The sequence below is a fragment of the Mycobacterium sp. OAS707 genome, assembly GCF_014873705.1.
Lineage (GTDB): Bacteria > Actinomycetota > Actinomycetes > Mycobacteriales > Mycobacteriaceae > Mycobacterium.
On sequence record NZ_JADBDS010000001.1, the window covers coordinates 523161 to 546953 of the forward strand.

At 66.9% G+C, this 23793-nt stretch carries 22 protein-coding genes; 8 read left to right on the forward strand and 14 right to left on the reverse strand.

Annotated elements, in window-relative coordinates:
• Nucleotide 1 precedes the first annotated feature (1 nt).
• Together GGC64_RS02500 and hemE are read right to left on the reverse strand one after the other, a co-directional pair.
• Nucleotides 2-1357: a protoporphyrinogen oxidase gene (locus tag GGC64_RS02500; protein ID WP_192720866.1), complete on the reverse strand. Its 1356-nt coding sequence runs from the start codon at nt 1355-1357 to the stop codon at nt 2-4.
• Complete coding sequence (gene hemE, locus GGC64_RS02505) at nt 1354-2403, reverse strand: uroporphyrinogen decarboxylase (RefSeq protein ID WP_192720867.1); 1050 nt, start codon at nt 2401-2403, stop codon at nt 1354-1356. The genes GGC64_RS02500 and hemE overlap by 4 nt, the downstream gene beginning before the upstream one ends.
• Before the next feature lie 134 nt (nt 2404-2537).
• On the opposite strand from hemE, the gene GGC64_RS02510 reads away from it, so the two are divergent.
• Together GGC64_RS02510 and GGC64_RS02515 are read left to right on the forward strand one after the other, a co-directional pair.
• Nucleotides 2538-3119 (forward strand): DUF3000 domain-containing protein, encoded by a 582-nt coding sequence (locus GGC64_RS02510; protein ID WP_192720868.1) that lies wholly within the window; start codon nt 2538-2540, stop codon nt 3117-3119.
• A 2-nt stretch (nt 3120-3121) separates the two neighbouring features.
• Nucleotides 3122-4405, forward strand: coding sequence for a ribonuclease D (locus GGC64_RS02515; RefSeq protein ID WP_192720869.1), 1284 nt, complete (start codon nt 3122-3124; stop codon nt 4403-4405).
• On the opposite strand, the gene GGC64_RS02520 is transcribed toward GGC64_RS02515, so the two are convergent.
• Genes GGC64_RS02520 through nhaA form a run of 3 tightly spaced genes read right to left on the reverse strand, consistent with a single transcriptional unit; the run spans nt 4402 to nt 8559 of the window.
• Nucleotides 4402-5298 (reverse strand): alpha/beta fold hydrolase, encoded by an 897-nt coding sequence (locus tag GGC64_RS02520; protein WP_192720870.1) that lies wholly within the window; start codon nt 5296-5298, stop codon nt 4402-4404. The genes GGC64_RS02515 and GGC64_RS02520 overlap by 4 nt on opposite strands.
• A 32-nt stretch (nt 5299-5330) precedes the next feature.
• On the reverse strand, nt 5331-7244 hold the full coding sequence (gene dxs / locus GGC64_RS02525; RefSeq protein WP_192720871.1) for a 1-deoxy-D-xylulose-5-phosphate synthase: 1914 nt from the start codon (nt 7242-7244) through the stop codon (nt 5331-5333).
• Between the two features lie 28 nt (nt 7245-7272).
• Entirely contained in the window at nt 7273-8559 is a 1287-nt protein-coding gene (gene nhaA / locus GGC64_RS02530) for a Na+/H+ antiporter NhaA (RefSeq protein WP_192720872.1), read from the reverse strand.
• Nucleotides 8560-8679: 120 nt separating this feature from the next.
• Between nhaA and GGC64_RS02535 the strand changes: the two genes are divergently transcribed.
• Together GGC64_RS02535 and GGC64_RS02540 are read left to right on the forward strand one after the other, a co-directional pair.
• On the forward strand, nt 8680-9144 hold the full coding sequence (locus GGC64_RS02535; protein ID WP_192720873.1) for a hypothetical protein: 465 nt from the start codon (nt 8680-8682) through the stop codon (nt 9142-9144).
• Nucleotides 9145-9202: 58 nt separating this feature from the next.
• The gene (locus GGC64_RS02540; protein ID WP_192720874.1) at nt 9203-9679 is read left to right on the forward strand and encodes an Lrp/AsnC family transcriptional regulator; all 477 of its coding nucleotides are present in this window, start codon (nt 9203-9205) and stop codon (nt 9677-9679) included.
• On the opposite strand, the gene GGC64_RS02545 is transcribed toward GGC64_RS02540, so the two are convergent.
• Entirely contained in the window at nt 9676-12258 is a 2583-nt protein-coding gene (locus tag GGC64_RS02545) for a helix-turn-helix transcriptional regulator (RefSeq protein WP_192720875.1), read from the reverse strand. The two genes, GGC64_RS02540 and GGC64_RS02545, sit on opposite strands and share 4 nt — an antisense overlap.
• A 158-nt stretch (nt 12259-12416) precedes the next feature.
• Between GGC64_RS02545 and GGC64_RS02550 the strand changes: the two genes are divergently transcribed.
• Nucleotides 12417-12704, forward strand: coding sequence for a DUF4242 domain-containing protein (locus GGC64_RS02550; protein WP_192720876.1), 288 nt, complete (start codon nt 12417-12419; stop codon nt 12702-12704).
• 1 nt (nt 12705) lies between these two features.
• Here GGC64_RS02550 and GGC64_RS02555 read toward each other — a convergent pair whose 3' ends face one another.
• Genes GGC64_RS02555 through GGC64_RS02575 form a run of 5 tightly spaced genes read right to left on the reverse strand, consistent with a single transcriptional unit; the run spans nt 12706 to nt 19010 of the window.
• Nucleotides 12706-13185 carry an MSMEG_6728 family protein gene (locus GGC64_RS02555; RefSeq protein WP_192720877.1) on the reverse strand — a complete coding sequence of 160 codons (480 nt, stop codon included), beginning with the start codon at nt 13183-13185 and terminating at the stop codon, nt 12706-12708.
• Nucleotide 13186: 1 nt separating this feature from the next.
• A complete protein-coding gene (locus GGC64_RS02560) occupies nt 13187-13636 on the reverse strand; it encodes an SRPBCC family protein (protein WP_192720878.1) in 450 nt (149 codons plus the stop codon).
• A 28-nt stretch (nt 13637-13664) separates the two neighbouring features.
• Nucleotides 13665-15773, reverse strand: a complete 2109-nt coding sequence (locus GGC64_RS02565) for a catalase (protein ID WP_192720879.1) — start codon at nt 15771-15773, stop codon at nt 13665-13667.
• A gap of 19 nt (nt 15774-15792) precedes the next feature.
• Nucleotides 15793-17019 carry a class I SAM-dependent RNA methyltransferase gene (locus GGC64_RS02570; RefSeq protein WP_192720880.1) on the reverse strand — a complete coding sequence of 409 codons (1227 nt, stop codon included), beginning with the start codon at nt 17017-17019 and terminating at the stop codon, nt 15793-15795.
• Nucleotides 17016-19010, reverse strand: coding sequence for an APC family permease (locus GGC64_RS02575; RefSeq protein ID WP_192720881.1), 1995 nt, complete (start codon nt 19008-19010; stop codon nt 17016-17018). Before GGC64_RS02575 ends, GGC64_RS02570 begins: the two co-directional genes overlap by 4 nt.
• Nucleotides 19011-19107: 97 nt before the next feature.
• On the opposite strand from GGC64_RS02575, the gene GGC64_RS02580 reads away from it, so the two are divergent.
• Complete coding sequence (locus GGC64_RS02580) at nt 19108-19782, forward strand: TrkA family potassium uptake protein (RefSeq protein ID WP_192720882.1); 675 nt, start codon at nt 19108-19110, stop codon at nt 19780-19782.
• Nucleotides 19779-20444, forward strand: a complete 666-nt coding sequence (locus tag GGC64_RS02585) for a TrkA family potassium uptake protein (protein ID WP_192720883.1) — start codon at nt 19779-19781, stop codon at nt 20442-20444. Before GGC64_RS02580 ends, GGC64_RS02585 begins: the two co-directional genes overlap by 4 nt.
• Nucleotides 20445-20447: 3 nt before the next feature.
• On the opposite strand, the gene GGC64_RS02590 is transcribed toward GGC64_RS02585, so the two are convergent.
• From GGC64_RS02590 to GGC64_RS02600, 3 genes are read right to left on the reverse strand one after another with little or no spacing between them, the layout of a single operon-like run.
• Nucleotides 20448-21878 carry an MFS transporter gene (locus GGC64_RS02590; RefSeq protein ID WP_192720884.1) on the reverse strand — a complete coding sequence of 477 codons (1431 nt, stop codon included), beginning with the start codon at nt 21876-21878 and terminating at the stop codon, nt 20448-20450.
• Complete coding sequence (locus tag GGC64_RS02595; protein ID WP_370581949.1) at nt 21868-22560, reverse strand: DUF3159 domain-containing protein; 693 nt, start codon at nt 22558-22560, stop codon at nt 21868-21870. The genes GGC64_RS02590 and GGC64_RS02595 overlap by 11 nt, the downstream gene beginning before the upstream one ends.
• Nucleotides 22557-22928: an OB-fold nucleic acid binding domain-containing protein gene (locus GGC64_RS02600; RefSeq protein WP_192720885.1), complete on the reverse strand. Its 372-nt coding sequence runs from the start codon at nt 22926-22928 to the stop codon at nt 22557-22559. Before GGC64_RS02600 ends, GGC64_RS02595 begins: the two co-directional genes overlap by 4 nt.
• A 133-nt stretch (nt 22929-23061) precedes the next feature.
• Here GGC64_RS02600 and GGC64_RS02605 point away from each other — a divergent pair, with 133 nt between their 5' ends.
• The gene (locus tag GGC64_RS02605) at nt 23062-23760 is read left to right on the forward strand and encodes an alpha/beta fold hydrolase (RefSeq protein ID WP_192720886.1); all 699 of its coding nucleotides are present in this window, start codon (nt 23062-23064) and stop codon (nt 23758-23760) included.
• Nucleotides 23761-23793: the final 33 nt, after the last annotated feature.

Genomic DNA, 23793 nt, shown 5'->3' on the forward strand with positions numbered 1-23793 from the left:
TCTATCGTGCCACGCGGGAGGTGATCAGCGAGGCGGCCGCCCTCGTCGCCGCGGCCACGCAGGCGGGCACCCCGATGCCGTCGAGATAGCCGCCCGCGACGGCAAGCGTCGGCGGCAGCCCGGCCCGCAGTTCGGCGACCAGGGCGGGGTGACCTGGGCCGTATTGCGGCATCGCGTCAATCCACCTCTGCACATGGCAGTCGACCGGTTCGACGCTGACACCGAACACCGTCCCCAGATCTTTCGAAGCCCACTCGAGCAGATCTTCGTCGCCGGCGTTGCGGGCCAGGTCGTCGCCGAACCTGCCGTAGGACAGGCGCACCAACTCGACGTTGCCACGCTGGCCCCACTTGCGACTCGACAACGTAATCGCCTTGGCGCGCAGGGGTTCTCCGTCGGCCACCAATACCCCTGACTGATCGGGCAGCGGGATGCCACCCGGCAGCGCCAGCGCCACCAATGCCGACGATGCGACCTCGATGCGTCGGGCCGCCGCGGCGGTCCGCGGGGCGACGGCGTCGATCAGCTTCGGCAGGGCCGGCGCAGGCACGGCAAGCACCGCGGCGTCGGCGTGCCAGCTCTGCCCCTCGTCGTCGACCACCTCCCAGCCCCGCGTCGCCGCGTTGACCCGGTGGACGGCGACCTGCGCCCATTGGATACCGGCGCGCCGCACGAGCTCCTCGACTAGCACCGCGTAGCCGCCCTCGACCGCGCCGAACACCGACCCGGCCAGCGGCGGCGGGAGTGCGTCGCGCACCGCCTCGGTGAGGTTGCGCGCTCCGCGGTCCAACACGGCGGCCAGCGTCGGGACGGCCGATCGCACACCGATCGTCGCCGCGGACCCGGCGTATACGCCCGCCAGCAGCGGATCGACCGAGCGGGTGACAACCTGCTCGCCGAACCGGTCACCGACCAGTGCGGCCACTGAGGGGTCGGCGCCGGGCCGCCAGGAGAACGGACGGGTGTGCTCGTCGCGCATCCAGGTGATCGCGGCGTCATCGACCAGCCCGGTGAGCGTCTCCGGATCCGCGGGGATGCCCTGCAGGGTGCCGATAGGCAACTCGTGCAGCCTGCGCTGGCTGTAGATCAGCGGCCGCGCGCCGGTGGTGCCGATCTGTCGGCCTGCCAGGCCCAGTTCGGCCAGCAACGCGGGCACCTCCGGCCGTCGCGCGATGAAGGCTTCGGCGCCGACGTCCAGCGTCTGGCCGCCGATCCGTTCCGTGCGCAGCACTCCACCCAGCCGATCGGCCGGGTCGAACACCGTGATGGTCGCGTCCGGTCCAGCCGCGACCCGCAGCCGGTATGCGGCCACCAGTCCCGAAATACCGCCGCCCACAACGGCATACGACACATTCACAGCGAATGCACCAGTGCCACTATGTCGGTGATGACGGACGGATCGGTGCTCGGCAGCACGCCATGGCCGAGGTTGAAGATATGGCCGGCCGCGCCCGCGTCGACCGCGCGCCTACCGTCCTCGACGACCGCGCGCGCCGCGCGCTGTGCCACGTCGAAGCCTGCCAACAACACGACGGGATCGAGATTGCCCTGCAAGGCGGTTCCTGGCTGCACGCGCGCGGCGGCGTCGGTCAGCGACGTCCGCCAGTCCACGCCCACCACAGTCGCGCCCGCCTGCGACATCGCGCCGAGCAGCTCGGCGGTACCCACCCCGAAATGTGTCATCGGCAACCCGGCCTCGGCGAGGGTGGCGAACACCCTGCTGCTGTGCGGCAGCACGTAGCTGCGGTAGTCGGCCAGCGACAGCGTGCCCGCCCAGGAGTCGAACACCTGAATTGCGTCCACCCCCGCTGCCACCTGGACCTGCAGGAATGCGATGGTCACGTCGGTCAGCGCGGTCATCAACGCGTGCCACGTCTCGGATTCACCGAGCATCATGGCTTTGGTGCGTTCGTGATGCTTGCTGGGGCCGCCCTCGACGAGGTACGAGGCCAGCGTGAACGGGGCGCCCGCGAAGCCGATCAGGGCGACGTCGCCGAGTTCGGCCACCAGTTGCGAGATCGCTTGCGCGACAGGGGCAACCTGTTGCGGTTCAAGCGGTTTGATCGCCTTCACGTCCGCGATGCTGCGCACGGGATGCTGAATCACCGGTCCCACGTCGGGCACGATGTCGAGTTCGATGCCCGACGCCCGCAGCGGCACCACGATGTCGGAGAACAGGATTGCGGCGTCCACCCCGTGCCTGCGGATCGGCTGCAGCGTGATCTCGGTGATCAGCTCTGCGTCGAAGCAGGCCTGCATCATCGTGTTCTTGGCCCGCAGCTCCCGGTATTCGGGCAGCGACCGGCCGGCCTGCCGCATGAACCACACCGGCACGCGGCTGGGTTTGCGGCCGGTGGCTGCGGCCAGGTAGGGCGACTCGGGCAGCTCGCGGCGGGTACTCATCGTTCCCCAATGCTGCCATGCGCGCTGAGGTGTCTTGACTACGGTCACAGCAACCTGGGCCTGCGTGGTCGCCTCCCGCACAAAATCGGCGCGCCTGCGCACAGACCAGCCAATATGGTCTAGCGTCAAACGGCATGACCACCGCCGAACCGGCTCAGTTCCGCGAAGCGGTGGCGGCGATGAATGCCACCACCGTACGGCCGGAAATCGAGCTCGGCCCGATCCGGCCGCCGCAGCGGCTGGCGCCATACAGCTATGCGCTGGGCGCAGAGGTCCGGCACCCCGAGACGGCCATCGTTCCCGAGCGGTCAGAAGGCGACGCTTTCGGCCGGCTGATCCTGCTGCACGACCCCGAAGGCGCCGAAGCGTGGGACGGCACGATGCGGCTGGTCGCCTACATCCAGGCCGACCTCGACCCGAGCGAGGCCCTCGATCAGTTGCTTCCGGACGTCGCGTGGAGCTGGCTTGTCGAGGCGCTGCAGTCGCGCGCCGAGCATGTCACGGCGCTGGGCGGCACGGTCACCGCCACCACGTCGGTGCGATATGGCGACATCTCCGGGCCGCCGCGCGCGCATCAACTTGAGCTGCGGGCTTCGTGGACGGCGACGACGCTGGAACTCGGCCCGCATGTGCAGGCATTCTGCGAGGTGCTCGAGCATGCGGCGGGGCTACCTCCCGCGGGGGTCACCGACCTGAGCTCCCGCACGCGCGCCTGACGATGGCGGATTCCTTGGCGGATGACTCCGCGACCGCCGACACGGTCGAGCCGGAAGCCACCCCGCTGTTGGCGCCCCGCGACGGGGTTCCGCCGCTGTCGGTCAGCCGGAGCGAAATCGCAAGGGCTGCAGACTTTTTGGCTTCGGGCCACGGGCCATTCGCCGTCGATGCCGAGCGGGCGTCGGGTTTCAGATATTCCAATCGCGCTTATCTGCTGCAGATCCGCCGCGCCGGTGCCGGCACGGTGCTGATCGACCCGGTGAACCACGGCCACGACCCGATCGAGACGCTGGCGCCGGTCGCCGAGGTGCTGGCCACCGACGAGTGGGTGCTGCACGCCGCCGATCAGGATCTACCGTGTCTGGCCGAGGTCGGCATCACCCCGCCGAAGCTGTATGACACCGAGTTGGCAGGCAGGCTGGCCGGCTATGACCGGGTGAACCTGGCGGCGATGGTGCAGCGGTTGCTCGGCCTCCAATTGATGAAGGGCCACGGCGCCGCCGATTGGTCCAAGCGCCCACTGCCGGACGACTGGCTGAACTACGCCGCGCTGGACGTCGAGGTGTTACTCGAGTTGCGCGACGCGATCGCCGACGTGCTGGCCGAGCAGGGTAAAACCGACTGGGCGGCACAGGAATTCGAGTTCGTGCGGACATTCGAGGCCAACCCGACGCGACGGGATCGCTGGCGGCGCACGTCGGGCATTCACAAGGTGCGCAACCCGCGGGCGTTGGCGGCGGTGCGCGAGTTGTGGCAGACGCGTGATCACATCGCCCGCCGCCGCGACATCGCGCCGGGGCGGATCCTGCCGGACTCCGCGATCATCAACGCCGCGACCGTCAACCCGGACACCATCGAGAAGCTGACCGAGTTACCGGTGTTCGGCGGCAACCGGCAGCGGCGCAGTGCGCAGGTGTGGCTCGATGCGCTCGCCCGCGCCCGAACCGTGGACCCACCGGACGCGCAGGAGCCGTCGAATGGGCCGCCGCCGGCCTCGCGGTGGTCTCGGCGCAAGCCGGAGGCGGCGGTACGGCTGGAGGCGGCGCGTGCCGCGTTGACCGCAGTGTCGCAACGGGTTTCGGTACCGTCGGAAAACCTGGTCTCGCCCGAATTGGTGCGGCGGTTGTGCTGGGACTGGCAGCCCGTCTCCGATACGGCCGCCGCCGTCGACGACTTTCTGCGCGATGCAGGTGCGCGGCCGTGGCAGCGTGAGCTCGCGGTGCCCGTGTTGGCCGAGGCACTCAGTTCTGACGGCGAGCAGACGCAGAAGAGCGTTGCGGACTAGCTGAGCCGGTCGATGTGGGCCAGGAAGCGCTCCAGCACCGCGTCGGGCGCCTCGATCTGCGGCCAGTGCCCGATGTTGTCGTCGAGCATCACCACGTCGGGGTTGGGGATGACTTCGAGGTAGCGCTGCGCCATGTGCCTGCCCGAGTTCGGGTCGATGGGGCCGTCGATCAACCGCATCGGGACGGCGGTCTCGCGCATCGCGCGCACCCATCGATTGCGATGTGCGTACCGGTCGGTGACGAACCGGCCGACTTTGTGCGTCACCCGCTTGCCGTCGTTGTATTCGAGGATTTGGTGAAACAGGTCGAGCATTCGTCGCGATGGCTTGGTGTCGGGTCCGAACATCTCGTTGATCGTCGGTTCGATGATGCGCTTTGACAGCAGACTACCCTGCAGCGGACTCAGCAAGTCCCCCAACGGTGTTCGCGATAACACCTTCTGCATCAGCCGCGGCGTGTAGGTCTCGTTGAACAGGCCGCCGTTGAGCCAGGTGATCGACTCGATCCGCAGCGCCCCGTAGCCATGTTGGCCGAACTCGTGTCGCGCCAGCAGCTCTTGGCCCACCGAGTCGCCGATGTCGTGGGCCAGGATGTGCGCCGAGTCGACACCGAGATGCGCCAGCAACGCCTCATGCATGTCGGCGTGGTCGTGAACCGAGTACTGGTAGGCCGACGGCTTATCCGAGAATCCCATGCCGAGCATGTCGGGCGCCACGACGGTGAACCGCTCGGTCAGCCTGTCCCAGATCAGCGACCAATCCCACGAGTTGAACGGATAGCCGTGAATCAGAAGCAGATACGGTCCGCTGCCCTGCATGCGGTAGAAGACGTCGAACCCGAGGTAGTCGAAATACTGGCCGCCGGATTTCCAGCGCTCCAGTTCGGCATCCATATCGGCGAAGTCGGTGATCTGCGAGCCGACGACTAGTCGAGGCGTTCGCTGACCGCCGGCTCTGTCGCCGTCGCGCCGAGCGCGGCCACCCAGCCGGTGATCTGGCGGGCGATGTTGCGGTCGGTCAGGCCTACCTCGGCCAGCACCTCACCGCGCGAGGCCTGCGCGAAGAACTCCTGCGGCAACCCGACGTCGCGGCACGGCACGTCGATCTCGGCGTGCCGCAGCGCCGCCGATACTGCCGAGCCGACGCCGCCCGCGACGCCGTTGTCCTCGACCGTCACCACCAGCTTGTGTGCTCGGGCCAGGTCGCCGATGGCCTCGGGCACAGGCAGCACCCAGCGGGGGTCGACGACCGTCACGCCGATGCCCTGATTGCGCAGCAGTTCGGCGACCGCCAGCGCCATCGACGCGAACGGGCCGATGGCCACCAGCAGCACGTCGTCTGAGAAACCGTCCGCGGGTGCCGCGAGCACGTCGACGCCATCGCGCCGCTTGAGCGCCGGAATGTCTTCGCCCACATCGCCTTTGGGGAACCGAATGGCGGTCGGGCCGTCGTTGACGTCGAGCGCCTCGCCGAGTTCCTCCCGCAGCCGGGTGCCGTCACGCGGTGCGGCTACCCGCATGCCCGGCACGATGCCCAGCATCGACAGGTCCCACATTCCGTTGTGGCTTGCGCCGTCGGGGCCGGTGACACCGGACCGGTCCAGCACCATGGTCACCGGCAGCTTGTGCAGCGCGACGTCCATCATGACCTGGTCGAACGCCCGGTTCAGGAACGTCGAGTAGATGGCCACCACCGGATGCATGCCGCCCATCGCGAGCCCGGCCGCCGAGGTCATCGCGTGCTGCTCGGCGATGCCGACGTCGAAGAACCGGTCGGGGAAACGCTGCCGGAAGCTGCTCAGACCCGTCGGGCCGGGCATCGCCGCGGTGATCGCCACGACGTCGCGTCGCCGTGCGGCATAGCCGATCAGTGCGTCGGAGAACGCCGACGTCCAACCCGGCCCGGGCACCGACGTCGCGAGGCCGGTCTCGGGGTCGATCACACCGCACGAGTGCATCTGGTCGGCCTCGTCGTTCTCGGCGGGCGGGTAGCCCATGCCCTTGCGGGTCACGACATGCACGATCACCGGCGCATTGAAGCCGCGCGCCTGACGCAACGCGGTCTCCACCGCATGCTCATCGTGACCATCGATCGGGCCGACGTATTTCAGGCCGAGATCGGTGAACATCACCTGCGGCGACAGCGCGTCCTTGATGCCCGCCTTCACGCTGTGCAGGCACTGGTAGCAGAGCTCGCCGACCAGCGGCACGCCACGAAGGGCCCGCTTGCCTTCGTCGAGGACCTTCTCGTAGCCGGGCTGGAGCCGCAGTCCGGCCATGTGTTCGGCGAACCCGCCGATGGTCGGTGCGTAGCTGCGGCCGTTGTCGTTGACGACGATCACAACCGGCCTGCGCGCCGCGGCGATGTTGTTCAGCGCCTCCCAGCACATGCCGCCGGTCAGCGCGCCGTCACCGACGACTGCGACCACGTGTCGGTTGCGATGCCCGGACAGCTCGAACGCCTTGGCCAGGCCGTCGGCGTACGAAAGCGCCGCGCTCGCGTGGCTGGACTCCACCCAGTCGTGCTCGCTCTCGCTGCGCGACGGATAGCCCGAGAGCCCGCCCTTCTTGCGAAGCGTGTCGAAGTCATGGCTGCGGCCGGTGATCATCTTGTGCACATACGACTGGTGGCCGGTGTCGAAGATGATCGGATCGTGCGGCGAGTCGAACACCCGATGCAGGGCGAGCGTGAGCTCCACCACACCGAGGTTGGGGCCGAGATGGCCGCCAGTCGCAGCGACCTTGTGGATCAGGAATTCGCGGATTTCCTGTGCCAGATCGCTGAGCTGCGACTGAGAAAGGTGCTGCAGATCGGCGGGACCGCGGATCTGTTCAAGCATTAGGCCAGTGTAGCCACGCGCCTGGACCTCAGTCCTGTCGAGACTCGTAGATGTCGGGCACACCATCGTGGTCCGCGTCCGTAGTTTCGAACACATGGATTCGCCGGTAGGCGGCGTTGCGGCTCAACAACACAAGCGAAGCCAATACACCTGCGATAACGGACCCGACCAGCACACCGATCTTGACGTCGTCGCCTGTCGCCGTGCCCTGTCCGAACGCCAGTTCACCGATCAATAACGAAACGGTGAACCCGATGCCGGCCAGCAGCGACACGCCGAGCACGTCGCGCCACGCGAGGTCGTCGTCGAGGCGCGCGCCGGTGAATTTGGCCAACAAGAACGCCGTGCCTGACACGCCGAGAGGTTTGCCGACGACCAAGCCGGCGATGACACCGAGTGTGACGGGATGCACAACCGCAGCGGTGAAACCAGACAGACCGCCGACCGTCACCCCGGCCGCGAAGAAGGCGAACACGGGCACCGCGAGCCCCGCGGACAGCGGCCGCATGAGGTGCTCGAAGGTCTCGGCCGATGCATGCTTGCCGATGACCGGCACAGTGAAGCCCAGCACCACTCCCGCGACGGTGGCGTGCACGCCGCTGGCGTGTACCAGCGCCCACGTCGCGAGGGCCAGGGGCACCAGCAGCCACCAGCGCCCGTACCCGCGCTGAACGGCCAACGCGAACAGTCCGCCCGGGATCAGGGCCAGCGCCAGCGGGGCCGCCGACAGGTGGTCGGTGTAGAAGAAGGCGATGACGATGATCGCGAGCAGGTCGTCGACCACCGCCAGGGTGAGTAGGAATGTCCGCAGCGCGCTCGGCAGATGGGTAGAGAGAACCGCCAGCACCGCCAATGCGAACGCGATGTCGGTGGCCGTCGGCACGGCCCAGCCCACCAGGTTCTCCTGGTGGCCGCCTGCGACGTTGATCGCGACGAAGATCGACGCGGGCACCAGCATGCCGCCGACCGCAGCCAGGATCGGCAGCGCGGCCCGGCGCGGGTCGCGCAGATCACCGGCGACGAACTCGCGCTTGAGCTCGAGGCCGACGACGAAAAAGAAGATCGCCAACAGGCCGTCGGCGGCCCACGCCGACACCGACAGGCGCAAGTGCAGCGATTCCGGGCCGACCGCGAAATCAGACATCGTGTCGTAAAGGTGCGACCACGGTGAATTCGCCCATCCCACAGCCACTCCCGCGGCGATCAACAGCAGCACACCGCCGACGGTTTCCTCGCGCAGAATCTCGGCGAACCGTTTGGCCTCCGACCACGACCCGCGCGTCAGCAAGCGAGTCTTTGCCGGGCGGTTGCTCATCGTGTGCCCTCCAGTCAGCCTCGTTGGACTGCCGACCAGCCTTCCCGGCACACCTCGGGCCAAGGTAGCAGCAAAAGGTAGCGCCCCGCGTCGCGATTTCGCGAGATACGGTCAGGCGCCATGATCATCGAACGACGGTGCGTTGTCGATGCTCCCGCCGAGCAGGTGTGGGCCCGCATGGTCACGCCGGAAGGCATCAATGACGAACTGCGGCCGTGGATGACCATGTCGATGCCGCGCGGCGCCGAAGCCCTGACCGTCGACAACGTGCCGGTCGGCGTCCCGATCGGACGATGCTGGTTACGGCTGTTCGGTGTGCTGCCGTTCGACTATGACCTGCTGACCATCGCAGAACTGGAGCGCGGGCACGGTTTCGACGAGCAATCGACAATGATGAGCATGCGCAGATGGCGGCATCAACGCACGGTTACACCCGACGGCGACACGAAAGCCGTTGTGCGCGACCGCATCACCTTCGAGCTTCGGGCACCCTTGCGCCCCGCCACGCCGATCGTCGCCGCGGGTCTGCGCGCCCTGTTCGGCCACCGGCACCGGCGCCTGCAGCGGCATTTCGACAGTGCCTAGCGACACGGGCAAATTCGAATAACCGCATACAGCGGTGGCTACGGTGCACAATCGAGCAATGGCTGACATTGGCGTTACGGCGCAGAAGCCACCGCTGGATCAGACCTCGAAGGCGATCATCTACGCGCTGCAGCGTGACGGCCGGCGGCCCTACTCGGCCATCGCCGACGAGGTCGGCATCTCCGAGGGGGCGGTGCGCCAGCGCGTGCAACGGCTGGTCAGCACCGGCGTCATGCAGATCGTCGCCGTCACCGACCCCACCGAACTCGGCTTCGGCCGCGAGGCGATGATCGGGATCAGCTGTTCCGGCGACAGCCTGCTCGTCGCCGAAAAGCTCACCCAGATCGAAGAGATCGACTACGTCGTGCTGACCGCAGGCAGGTTCGACATCGTGGTCGAGGTGATATGTGAAGACGATTCGCAACTGCTCGACATCCTCAACACTCGCATCCGCTCGCTACCGGGTGTCTATCTTGCCGAAACCCTGGTCTATCTGAAAACGCTCAAGCAGCAATACAACTGGGGCACCCGCTAGGTCAGCAGGCCCAATTCACGGGCCCTGCGAACGGCGTCGCGACGCTTGGCGACGTCGAGCTTGGTCAGTATGGCCGAGACGTGGTGATCGACGGTCTTGACCGACAAATACAGCCGCTCAGCCAGTTCCGCGTTCGTCATCCCCTCGTCGAGCAACCGGAGCACCTCGGTCTGGCGGGTAGTCAATCCGGCAGGGTTCGCCAGCGTCGCCGCGCGGCGACGGGCCGGCACCGCAGGCATTCCCTGCGCCCGCAGCTCGCGGCGAACCTTGCCTGCCACCGCGTCGGCGCCGAGCCGGTCCAGAATGTCCAATGCCCGCGCGGCCAGTGCGGGATCACCGGAATCCACCAGCGCGAGCGCAGCGTCGTACGGCATCGAACGACGGTGGAAGTCCTCGGCTGCGGCCTCGTACGCCCCGTCGAGCAACACCCGGTATGGCTCGGCCACCCCGACGACGTCGATGTTTTCACCCACTCGCCGAAGCCACACCGCCAACTCTCCACGCGACCACTCGAGGCCGGTGACGGGTCCTTCGGTCAGCATCTCACGGCATTCGGCCATCCGATCGTCGGGTTCGCCTGTCAGCCAGGTGAATTCGACGACCGCCGCCGCAACGGGCAACATCCGAAACGGTTCACCGAACCGGCATGCAAGCCGCCACGCCTCGTCGAGTGAAGCGCTGACCGTTCCGCCTTTACGCAATTGCACCAGCGCGCGGATGAGATGCGGCCAGGTGCGCGCCAGCGGAGCGCTCGGCCCGTCCAGGAGGCGGTCCGCCTCGGCGACCGCGTCATCCCATTCACCGACCATCAATTGCAGTCGCGCACGCGAACCCATCTGCCACACCCGGCAGATCGGCAGATCGTGTTCGTGCATCAGCGGAATGCTGACATCGAGCAGTTCGGCCGCGACGTCCAGCCTGCGCTGCTCGACATCGAAGTAGGTGATGTTGCTCCATCCGCCGGAATACAACTCGTCGATGTGCGTGGGGCCCGATTCGAGAATCGCGAGAATCTCGTCGCGACCGGAGCCGTCGCCCTTGAGCACAACGCCGTAGTTTTCGATCAACCGAACCCGGATCATCAAGTCGGAATTGCCGGTCCTCTCGGCGATCTCGCGGGCACGGGCGATCAACGTGTTCGCGCGGTCGAGATCGGACGCTTGCACCGCCAGATAGGCCTGCATCGCGAACGCATGGCCGAGTTGCACCAGTTGGTCGGTATCCTCGGTTTTCTCGTCGAGCACCGTCATGGCTTGGGCCGCATGGCTTTCTGAGAGATCGCGGTGCGCGTTGTACCACTGGTAGACGGCCAGCGAGTGATGGTTTGCACTGACCGCGGCCGACTCCCCCAACTCTTGTCGAATCTGCATTGCCCGCTGGCAGGCGGTGATTGCGTCGGCCAACCGGTCGATGAGGTAGTACTCCCAGGCGAGCAGTTCGAGCAGCTCGGCTTCTTTCGCCTTGTCCAGTGGGCCACCGTGCTCGAGCGCGGTGGTGAAGAACTCACATGCCTGGGTGTGCGCGCCCGAACGCGCGGCGGCGATGCCCGCATCGCTGGCACATCGTCGGATCCGCTCGACGTCCCTGGCGCCCAGTGCATGATGCGTCAACACCGCCGAATCAGCATGTGCTGTCGCCTCGTATGCGTCGAGCAGCCGTCGATGCAGACGCGGTTCGGCACCCGGCGGGATGACGCTGCGGATCGCCAGGCGGCACAGGTCGTGGCGGAAAGCCACGCCGCGGGAACTGCGCCGGATCAGCCCCGCGTCGGCTAGTGCGCGCGAAGCGGGCAGCGTGACGCCCAGATCCGCCAGCAGGTAGTCGGGAATCGAGCCCGGCGAGCACGTCAGCAGATTGAGCAGATCCCACGCTGCCGAGTCGAGGCCAGCCGTGCGCTCCAGCACCGCGTCGCGCACCGTCGTCGGCAGGTCGTCGCCGTGATGGTCCAGCATCTCGCAGACAAAGAACGCATTGCCGCCGGTGATCTGATGCAGCCACACCGGATCGACAGGCCGCTCACCGACGAGGCCCTGGACGGCGTGCACACTGAGCGCAGGCATGGCCAGCGAGTCGGCTCGTGCGGAGCGGGCGACGTCGCCGAGCAGCGCGCGCATGGGATGGCTCGCCCCGATCTCGTCGTCGCGCAGCATCCCGATCACCAGCGACCGCGTCTGCGAGATCCGTCTGAGCACAAACCGCAGCAGGTCGATCGTTCCCTGGTCGGCCCAGTGCAGATCGTCGAGCACGAAAACCGATGGCGCAGTTCGCAAGTCGTCGTTCACCGCGGCGAAGATGTCATAGGGCTGGTCGCCCTGCTCGAGCGCGGCCCTGGTGGCGGGTGCCAGGCGGTGCGCGAGGTCGTGAATCGGACCGAGTGGCCGCGGTGTTGGCAGCGGATCGCAGACGCCCCACAGCACACGTTCGTCGCGAACCCACCGCTCGACGAATGTCTCCACAAGCGACGTCTTGCCCGCCCCCGACTCACCGCAGAGCATCACCATACGGCCGCGACCGGTGCGCGCTTCGTCGCCGCGGGCCTGGAGTTCGGCGAGCTCATGATCACGCTCTGTGAGCTTCACAGCTGCCGATGATAGTGAACCCCGGGGTCGCTGAGCAGGCGAAATAGTCGGACTGGCAAAGATAGGGAACTTCTCCCCATGCCGATGTGACCGGATCGGCAGAACGTAGACCCCGACCGCGGTGCCCACCGCGAGCCGATCAACAGTCAGGAGAAGTCATGAAGCGCTATGTCATCGAGCGGGAGATCCCCGGAGCGTCCGAGCTGAGCGAAGCCCAGCTGGCCGAGATCGCCGCGAAGTCCAACGACGTCGTCGCGTCCCTTGGGGTGCCGTATCGGTGGATCACCAGCTACGTCGCAGGCGACAAGATCTATTGCATTCACGAAGCCGAAGACGATGACGCAATCCGCGAGCATGCCCGCCGCGGCGGCTTTCCCGCCAACGCCGTCACCGTCGTCGCCAACGAGTTCGGACCGCACACGGCCGAACAGGTCGCAACACACTGACCTACGGATCCATGCGGCGTGGCCGGTCAGAAACCGGCCACACGTATGGCAGATCGTCGGGTACGTCATTGAAGATCGGCCGATAGTGCGCGGGGTCCTTGCGTACCAGGGCCGACTGGTGACTGCGGTGGAAGGCCGGATCGCCCAACCACGGCGGCAGTTCACCGGCGGCTGCCAGATCCTGCTGCACCCGCGGCGACGAAAGGCCGGTGCCTTGCGTCAGATCGGCGACAAGGGTGCCGCTGCACGTGTCGGCGTTACCGAGGTCGCACCACACCGCGCAGATATCGAGCCCGTAACGGACCAGCGCCTCTTCGTACCCCGCCCACATCTTCGCGGCGGGGTGATGGCGCCATCCATAGCCTGCGACGGTGAGCGCACGCAACACCTGAATGGTCTCGACCCGCTGCTTGCCTAGCCGTCGCTTGTCGAGCACGCGCGCGGTTGCGCCGAAGTCGGCGTAGGGCAGGAACGTCTGCACGCTATGCTCTGTCCGACTCGAGAATTTCTTTGAGCAGCTTGAGGTCTTTGGTGTTCGCGCGCTTCATCGCGCTTGCCATCATCGGAGCCACGATCGCCGAGAAGCCGGACGGCTCACCGCGATTGCGTAGCGTCATCCGCGTGGAATCGGTTGTGACGTCGGACCACTCGTACGTCGTCTCCATCGGAAACGGCCCTTCGGCGGTCCGCATGACGAAGCGCCTGTCAGGCTCGAACTCCACCACCTCGTAGGTGTACGTCAGCGTGCGGCCGAGGAATGCGGCGGTGAATTCGAACTGCGAACCCAGCTCCAACGGACGCGGTGTCTTCCACTGGACACCTTTGATGTTGACGTACCACGCCGGCGCGTTGTCGGGGTCAGCGGCGTAGGCGGCCACTTCCGGACGCCGTCGATGGATGACTGTCTCGACGGCCACGTCTACCCGCGCCATACCCAACCGCTACCACAGTTCGTCGCCGTTAGGCAGGCACTGGATCCGTCTCGCGTTCCCATGCTCGGTGTTTAGCCAGCGCCGAGGCGAAGGCCTCGGCGAACTCATCGGTGAGGTCGTCGGCGGCTGCGGCAGTCGACACCAATCCGTTCGACACGACGACGTCGGTGTCGTCGGCGAGTTGTTCGGGCAGGCCGAGTTTTCGCACCAGGTCGACGCCGGAACCGAAGGCCCCGACGGCCTTGAGGTGTTTGTACGCCTCGGTGATGAAATGCATTGCGTAGCCGTCCTTCGACAGCGTTTCCACTGAGTCGGGCCCGCACGGCACCACCACCGCGTCGTAGAGCACGGACGCCATCGTGGTGATCGCCCGATCGACGGCGATTTCGCCGCCCGACCCGCCGGACAACGTGCCGCCCGCAACCGGGGCCAGCACCTCGACGATCGCACCGTATTCCGACATCGCGTTCTTGAATCGCTCCACGCCTTTCACGTCGACACCGTCGGCGGCCAGCACCGCGATCTTGCGGGTGGCGATGCTGTCGGTCGCGGTGTTCAGCTGTGACAGCGCCGGTGAGGCAGGCATCTTGTCCTCGACCGGCTCCTCGGCGGGTTCGGGCAGCCCGAGCTTTCCGGCGACCCTGGTCGCCAGCTCGTGGTCGACGAGATTGAGCTGATCGACGACCCTGGCACGGATCTCGCGTGTTTCGACCTTGCCCAATTCGAACGCGTACGCCTCGACGATGTGTGTGGCCTCGACCGGCGACATGCTCTTCCAGAACATCCGGGCTTGGCTGTAATGATCGGCAAAGCTCTTGGCACGCTGGCGGATCTTGTGGCCGTCGACTTTCTCGGTGTAGTGCCGGAACACACCCTCGTCGGCCAGTGCCGGGCAGCCGCCGCCCAGGGTATTGGGGAAGTAACTGGTTCTGCCCTGCGGCACTGCGTGCTGACCGTAGCCGTCCTGCTGGTTGGTGCGGACGTCGGCCAGCGGCCGGTTGACCGGCAGTTGCGCGAAGTTCGGACCGCCGAGCCGGATCAGCTGCGTGTCCAGGTAGGAGAAATTGCGGAACTGCAGCAGCGGGTCATTGGTGAAGTCGATACCGGGCACCACATTGGCAGTGTGGAATGCGACCTGCTCGGTCTCGGCGAAGAAGTTGGTTGGATTGCGGTTGAGCACCATCTTGCCCACCGGCCGAACCGGAACCTGTTCTTCTGGAACGAGTTTCGTGGCGTCCAGCAGATCGAAGTCGAAGTTGAACTCGTCGCTCTCCGGGATCAGTTGCACGCCGAGTTCCCACTCCGGGAAGTCACCCGCCTCGATCGCCTCCCACAGATCCCGTCGGTTGAAGTCGGGGTCTTTACCCGCGACCTTCTGGCATTCGTCCCAAACCAGCGAATGCACGCCGAGTTTCGGCTTCCAATGGAACTTCACGAACGTGCCTTCGCCCTTGGCGTTGACGAGCCGGAAGGTATGTACGCCGAAACCCTCCATCATTCGGTAGCTGCGCGGCAGCGCGCGGTCTGACATCAGCCACATGATCGTGTGCAGCGTCTCGGGCTGCAGCGAGACGAAGTCCCACAGTGTGTCGTGTGCCGACTGCGCCTGCGGAATCTCGTTGTGCGGCTCCGGTTTGACCGCGTGCACGAAGTCGGGGAACTTGATGCCATCCTGAATGAAGAACACCGGGAAGTTGTTTCCGACGAGGTCGTAATTGCCTTGCTCGGTGTAAAACTTCGTCGCAAAGCCACGCACATCGCGAACCGTGTCGGCTGACCCGCGCGATCCTGCGACCGTCGAGAACCTCACGAACACGGGCGTCTGGGTGCCGGGGGTGGTCAGGAACTTCGCCGCCGTGTATTCGGCCAGCGAATCGTCGTAGGGCTCGAAGTACCCGTAGGCGCCCGCGCCGCGGGCGTGCACGACGCGTTCAGGAATGCGCTCGTGGTCGAAATGGGTCATCTTCTCGCGAGCGTGAAAGTCCTCGAGCAGCGTGGGTCCTCGTTCGCCGACCGTCAGCGAGTCGTCGGTGTGGTCGACCCGGACACCCTGCTGGGTGGTCAGGTAGCCGGTCTCCCGGCTGACGCGCGAAGCGTCGAGTTGGTCTTGCTTTGCGTTTTGCCCGTTGTCAACCATGGCGGGCGGGTACCCAACATCAGCGCGTGAGAACCGCGACGCATTCGACGTGATGCGTCAGCGGGAACGAATCGAACACCCGCAGGTCCTCCACGGAGTACCCGGCGCCCAGATAGAGCCCGATATCGCGGGCAAAGGACGCGGCCTCACAACCGATGTGAATCACCCGCGGCACCTCGGCAGCAGCCAGCATGTCGATCACCTCGCGGCCGGCCCCGGACCGCGGCGGGTCGAGCACCGCGACGTCGGCGCGCTCGGTCTGCGTCGACAACGCACGGCGCACAGAGTCCGTCACCACGGACACCCAACCGAGGTCGGCCAGCGCGGCCCGCGCCGACCGCGATGCACCCCGCGAGGTGTCCACCGTGACGACCTTGCCCCGCTCCCCGACTCCCTGCGCCAACACAGCCGCGAAAACCCCTGCGCCGCCATACAAATCCCACGCCGTCATGCCGGGGTCGAGCTGCGCCCAGCCCGCCACCAGCTCGCTGTAGACGGCTGCGGCGTCACGGTGCGACTGCCAGAACGCCGTCACCGGCACCCGCCAGACCCGCTCACCCACGCGCTGCACGGCCTCGTACCGGCCCTCGGCCACCAGCGTCGTGGTCTTGCGCCCGGTCCGCGGCCCCGACTGCACAATGTGGCGCTCACCGTCATCGTCGACAACGACGTGCAGTTGCGCGCCAGGCGGCCACCTCCAGTCGTTCAGGCCGTCGAGCATGCCTGCCGGAAGCTGCGCGCAGTCGAGCTCGGTGACCAGCTCCGAGCTGTGGTAGCGATGGAAGCCCGCCGTTCCCTCCGCCGTGGTGTCCAGCCGCACCCGCGTCCGCCATCCCGTCGCTTCGCCGTCACCGACCGGCTCGGCGACGGCGGAGTCCTCATCGAGCCACTGGTAGCCGCCCAGCCGGGCCAGCTGGTTGGCGACGACCGCACCCTTCAGCCTGCGCGTCGCCTCGGGTTGCGCGAACGCCAGATCACAGCAACCCGCGCCGTCCACACCCGCGATCGGGCACAGCGAGTCGACACGATCGGGTGACGGCTCGATCACCTCGACAACGTCGGCGTGCCAATAGGATCCGTGGTCGCCGACCACCCGGACCTTCACCGTTTCACCCGGCAGCGCGTAGCGCACGAACACGACCCGACCCTCGTGGCGCGCCACGCAACTACCGCCATTGGCGGGCGGCCCTGCGGTCAGCGTCAGTTCCTCCGGCCAGGACGGTGCCTCTTCGACCTGTTCGCTCAATCCAAAAAGCCCCTGCGCGCATCGCCAGGAGCCGCATGCGGCTGCAGCGTCTTGATCCGCTCAGACGAACTCAGTTGCCACGGAACCGAAGTCACCATGACGTTCGGCTCGAACAGCAGCCTGCCTTTCAATCGAAGCGCACTCTGGTTGTGCAACACCTGTTCCCACCAATGCCCCACCACATACTCGGGGATGAACACCGTGACGACGGTGCGCGGCGACTCCCTGCTGATCCGCTTGACATAATCGAGCACGGGGCGGGTGATTTCCCGATACGGCGAAGCAATCACCTTGAGCGGCACGCTGATATCGCTGTCCTCCCACCGATGCACCAGCTCGCGCGTCTCGCCGTCGTCGACGCTGACAGTGATCGCCTCGAGGACATCGGGCCGGGTCGCGCGGGCGTAGGCCAGCGCCCGCTTTGTGGGCATGTGCAGTTTGGACACCAGCACGACGGCGTGGTTGCGGCTGGGCAACACCATGTCATCGCCCTGTTCCTCGGCTTGCTGCTCGAGCTCGTGGGCGACGGTGTTGTAGTGCCGGTGAATGGATTTCATGATGATGAACAGCGCGCCCATCGCCAGGATCGCAATCCACGCGCCCGCGACGAACTTCGTCACCACCACGATGACCAACACCGTGCCGGTGCACAGGAAACCGATTGTGTTGATCACCCGGGACCGCATCATGTGGGCGCGTACGGCGGAGTCGGTTTCGGTGCGCAGCAGCCGCGTCCAGTGCCGGACCATGCCGATCTGGCTGAGCGTGAACGACACGAACACGCCGACGATGTAGAGCTGGATCAGCGCGGTCACCTCGGCGCGGAACGCGACCACGAATGCGATCGCCGCGAACGCGAGAAACAGGATGCCGTTCGAGAATGCCAGCCGGTCGCCCCGGGTGTGCAGCTGCCGCGGCAGGTAACTGTCCTGCGCCAGAATCGATCCCAACACCGGGAATCCGTTGAAAGCCGTGTTGGCGGCGAGGATCAGGATCAGCGCGGTCACACCGGCGATCAGGTACAGCCCGACCGGGAAGTCGTGGAACACGGCGTCGGCCAACTGCGCGATCAGCGTCTTCTGGTGATACCCGGGGGGTGCGCCGACGAGCTGTTCCGTGGTCTCGGCAACCTTGGCACCAGTCGCTTTGGCCAACAGGATGATGCCCATGAACAGGGACACCGCGATGACGCCAAGCAGCAGCAGAGTCGTCGCGGCGTTGCGGGACTTGGGTTTCTGGAATGCAGGCACCCCGTTGCTGATCGCCTCGACGCCGGTCAGCGCCGCGCAACCGGACGAGAATGCGCGCGCCACCAGAAACACCATCGCGAACCCGAGCACGTCGCCGTGTTCGGATTGCACCGAGAACGAGGCGGATTCGGCCCGCAGCGGGTTGCCGAGCACGTAGATCTGGAACAGCCCCCAGGCCAACATGATGTACATGCCGATCATGAACGCGTAGGTGGGCACCGCGAACGCGGTGCCGGACTCCCGGATGCCACGCAGGTTCAGCGATGCCAGCACCAGGATCGCGATGACCGCGAACAACACCTTGTGATGGTTGATGAACGGCACAGCCGAGCCGATGTTGGCCATCGCAGAAGCCATCGACACCGCAACCGTGAGCACATAGTCCACCAGCAGCGCGCTGGCCACCGTCAAGCCCGCGGTCGGGCCGAGATTGGTGGTGACGACTTCGTAGTCACCGCCGCCGGACGGGTACGCGTGCACGTTCTGCCGGTAACTGGCGATCACGACGAGCATGACCGCGGCAACGGCCAGCCCGATCCACGGTGCCATCGAGTAGGCGGTCAGGCCGGCAACCGAGAGCACCAGAAAGATTTCCTCGGGCGCGTAAGCCACCGACGACAGCGCGTCGGACGCGAACACCGGCAGCGCGACGCGCTTGGGTAGAAGCGTGTGGGCGAGCTTGTCGCTGCGAAACGGCCTTCCGAGAACCAACCGGCGCGCAGCGGTCGAAAGCTTGGACACGAGTGCCAAGAGTAAGCCCGACGGCCGTTGCCCGTCGGAAAGCGGTAGCGTTCCGTGTGCGCGGGTTCGCCACAGACATGCCGGAAAGGACCGTCAGGTGCGTGTAGTGGTCATGGGATGCGGCCGGGTGGGCGCTTCACTGTCGGACAGCCTGGCCCGGATCGGCCACGATGTGGCGGTCATCGATCGCGACAGCACAGCATTTCATCGCCTCTCCCCCGAGTTCCCCGGCGAGCGCGTGCTCGGCATGGGATTCGACCGCGACGTCCTGCTGCGGGCGGGCATCGAAGAGGCGGGTGCCTTCGCCGCGGTCTCGTCGGGCGACAACTCCAACATCATCTCGGCGCGGGTGGCGCGCGAGAACTTCGGCGTCGAGCGTGTCGTGGCCCGCATCTACGACGCCAAGCGCGCCGCGGTCTACGAACGCCTCGGGATCCCGACCGTGGCCACCGTGCCGTGGACGACCGACCGGCTGCTCAACCTGCTGACCCGGGAAACCGAGACCACCAAGTGGCGCGATCCGACGGGCAACGTCGGCGTGACAGAGCTGGCGCTGCACGAGGACTGGGTCGGTCACCGCGTCACCGCCCTCGAGACGGCCACCGGCGCGCGCGTGGCGTTCATGATCCGGTTCGGTGCGGGCCTGCTGCCCGACCCCAAGACCGTCATCCAGGCGGGCGACCAGGTGTACATGGCCGCGATCGCCGGGCACATCGCCGAAGCCTTGGCGATTGCGGCGCTGCCGCCCAGCGAGGACGTGGAGGGGTCGTGAAGGTCGCTATTGCCGGGGCCGGCGCGGTCGGCCGGTCGATTGCCCGTGAGCTCGTCGAGACCCACGAGGTCACCCTGTTGGAGCGCAACCCCGACCACATCGACGTCGACGCGATCCCGGCCGCGCACTGGCGCCTTGGCGACGCGTGCGAGCTGAGCCTCCTGGAGTCGGTCAAGCTCGAGGAGTTCGACGTCGTGATCGCCGCAACCGGCGACGACAAGGTCAACGTGGTGGTCAGCCTGCTCGCCAAGACCGAGTTCGCGGTGCCGCGGGTGGTGGCCCGCGTCAACGACCCCCGCAACGAGTGGTTGTTCGACGACAGCTGGGGCGTGGACGTCGCGGTCTCCACGCCACGCATGCTGGCGTCACTCGTCGAGGAGGCCGTAGCCGTCGGTGACCTGGTGCGGCTGATCGAGTTCCGCAAGGGCCACGCCAACCTCGTCGAGATCACGCTGCCCGACGACACGCCGTGGGGCGGCAAGCCCGTCAAACGGCTGGAGCTGCCGCGCGACGCCGCGCTCGTGACGATCCTGCGCGGACCACGAGTGATCGTGCCCGAGGCCGACGAACCACTCGAGGGGGGCGACGAACTGTTGTTCGTGGCCACCACAGAGGTCGAGGACGCGCTGCAGGAACTGCTGCTGCATCCGCAGTCGCGCTGAGCCTCAGCGCGACGAGTAGGCCGGCGGCGGGGTCGGGCGGTCGTGGCAGCGGGCCGCGGCGGCAGGGGTGACGCGGCTGAGGTCGCATTGCGCGTTGCGGATACCGAGCGCAGAAATCAGCCCGGCAATCACGAACAGCGCGGCCGTCACCAGCGCGCCCTGCCGAAAACCGTCGAAATCGACTGTGCCACCAATAATTACGCCCGTTAACGCAACCGCGATCAGGCCTGCGATTCGGGACACGGCGTTGTTGATCGCAGAGCCGATCCCACTTTGCGCGGGATCGACGGCGGCCAGGATCGCTGCGGTCAGCGGCGACACCGTGATCGTCAGGCCCAGCCCGAACACCACCACGCCTGGCAGCATCTGCGTGACGAAGTTGAACGGTTCGTGCGCTGTCGCCATCCAGAGGAATCCGCCCGCAGCGATCAGCGGGCCGACCGCCATGAACAGCCGCGGCCCGTGCACGCCCGCCAGCGTGCCGAACCGGCGGGCCAACAAGAACGACAGCACCGGCACCGGCAGCGTCGCCAACCCCGCCTCGGTTGCCGACAACCCCGCGGCCTCTTGCAGGAACAGCGCAACGATCAAGATCCCGAGCGACACCGCTGCATAGAGGAACACCGTGGCCAGGTTGCCCACCGCGAAGTTGCGGGCGGCGAAGATATGCAGCGGCATCATCGGATGCGGGGTACGGCTCTCCCACCACGGGAATGCGGCAAGGCATACCAACCCGATCACCAGACCAGCGAGCACAGGCGGATTCGAGAACCCAAGCCGTTGTCCTTCGATGAGCGCGTACACCGCGCCGGTCAGCCCGACCGCGTTGAGCGTCGCGCCGACCACGTCGATGCGCGCGGACCGGTCGCCCTTGTCGGTCGGCAGTTTCGCCGCCAGGTAGAGCGTGGCCACCAGCGGCACGATGTTGACGCCGAAGATCCACCGCCAGCCGACCGCGTCGACCAGCAGCCCTCCGAGCAGCGGGCCGACCACGAACGCGGTGCCCGTCCACGCGGTCCATGTGCCGATGGCGCGGGCCTGCGCGGCGCCCGAGAACCGCGCGTTGATCATCGCGAGCGAACTGGGCACCAGAAACGCGGCGCCGACGCCCTGCACGCATCGCGCGGCGACGAGGATCCAGCCGCTTGGCGCGATTGCACACATCACCGAGGCGACGCCGAATACCGCGACGCCCATTCGCAATACGGCCAGTCGGCCGAACTGGTCGGATATCGCGCCTGCGACCAGGATCAGCGCCCCGAGGGTGAGCAGATAGCCGTCGAGGACCCACTGCTGCAACGCAAGGCCGCCACCGAACTCCCTGCCGATCGCGGGCAGGGCGAGGTTGACCACCGAACCGTCGAGAAACGCGACGAACGAGGCCAGCACCGCGACCGCGATCAGCGGCCGGTCGGCACCCGTGTCAGTGGGCATCGGGTTGGGCGACGTCCCCGTGTTCCTCGGCGGTCTTCGCGGTTTCGGCATGATGCGCGTGCAGCGCCCGCTGGGCGGTCCTGATGGCCAGATACGTCACGAGCGCGGCCACCGCGGTCAGCGGCCAGCCCATCGCGACGCGCGCGATGCCCAACCAGCCCGTCTGGTTGGCGTCATACAGGTGCTGCTGCACGACGAATCGCGAGGCGAACACCAGCACCCACACAACCGTCGCGAGGTCGAAGGCCACCACCGCTTTGCGCAGCCCGCGCCAGTCGCGGTCGTGCGAGTTGACCCAGCCCCAGATGTAGCCGACGGCCGGGCGCCGAATCAGGATCGAGACCCCGAAAACGATCGCCCAGAACAACGACATCCAGATGCCGAGCAGAAAGTAGCCCTTCGACTCGCCCACCATGTAGGCGATCGCGGCGCTGATGCCGACGCCGATGAAGCCGGAGATCGCCGGCTGAGCGGACTCGCGTCGGATGAGCCGCCAGATCAGGATCAGCGCCGCCACTCCCAGGGCCGCGCAGATGGCGGGCAGTAGCCCGAATGCGGTTGATACGGGAACGAATACGACGACGGGCAGCGACGAGTAGATCAGGCCGCTGATGCCGCCCATCTGTTCGAGGACGGCGTTCGCTTTGTGCTGCTTCCCCGGTTCAGGTCCGGGGTCGGTCACTTCTGAATCTCGTAGTGCGGGTTGTACATCGCCTTGCCACCGTTGTCGAGCTTGCCGATCCGGCCGTGCACCCGCAATGTGCGGCCGGACTCGATACCGGGAATGCGGCGCTGACCGAGCCAGACGAGCATCACCGAGTCGGTGCCGTCGAACAGTTCGGCCTTGACACCGCCGGAGCAGCCCTTGCCGTTGCATTCAACGCTGCGCAGTGTGCCGACCATCGTGACTTCTTGGCCGCGGTGACAGTCGATCGCCTTTTGGGCGCCGGTGCTGGCGGCCTCGTCGCTGAGCTCTTCTACGTCGAGTTGCTCCGGGTCCTCCGTCAGCCGGCGGGTGAGCCGGCGCAGATACCCTTCGGCCGTAGCCATGGCCTCTCCTGACTTTTGCAGATCCACCATGGATCTACCCAATCCAACGCCACGGTAGACCTCTTGGTTCCGATATGCCACGCGGGGCCGGGTCGCCACGCCGACGACTCGATGAACAGGGCACGATCATCTGATGGCGGTCAATCTGCGGGGCGTCACGACGGTTCTGCTGCCCGGCACAGGATCTGACGACGACTACGTCTACCGGGCGTTTTCCGACGCTCTGCACGATGTCGGCGCCGTCGTCATGGCGCCTTCGCCGCGGCCGGAACGGCTCATCGACGGCTACCGCGACGAGCTCGACAACGCCTCGCGGGGCGGCCCGATCGCTGTCGGCGGGGTATCGATCGGCGCGGCGGTGGCCGCGGCGTGGGCGCTTGCTCATCCGGGTCACGCGGTCGCCGTGTTGGCGGCCCTGCCCGCCTGGACGGGCGACCCGGATACCGCGCCTGCGGCGCTGGCCGCGCGACACTCGGCGGCGATGCTGCGGCGCGACGGGCTGGCGTCGGCCACTGCGCAGATGCGGGCGGGCAGCCCGGCGTGGCTGGCCGACGAGCTGACCCGGTCCTGGGTCGGGCAATGGCCCGCGCTGCCAGATGCGATGGAGGAGGCTGCCCGGTTCGTCGCGCCGACGTGCGGCGAGCTGGAGGGGTTGACCGCGCCGATGGGTGTGGCATCGGCCACCGACGACCCGATACATCCGGTCGAGGTCGGCATCGAATGGGTCGCGGCCGCACCTCGCGCGGCACTGCGCACCGTCACGTTGGACGAAATGGGCGCGAATCCGGCGGTGCTCGGCGCCGCGTGCCTGGCCGCACTGCTCGACGCTTGAGTCCTTGCGATTCAGGCGCGTTTACCGTCGCTG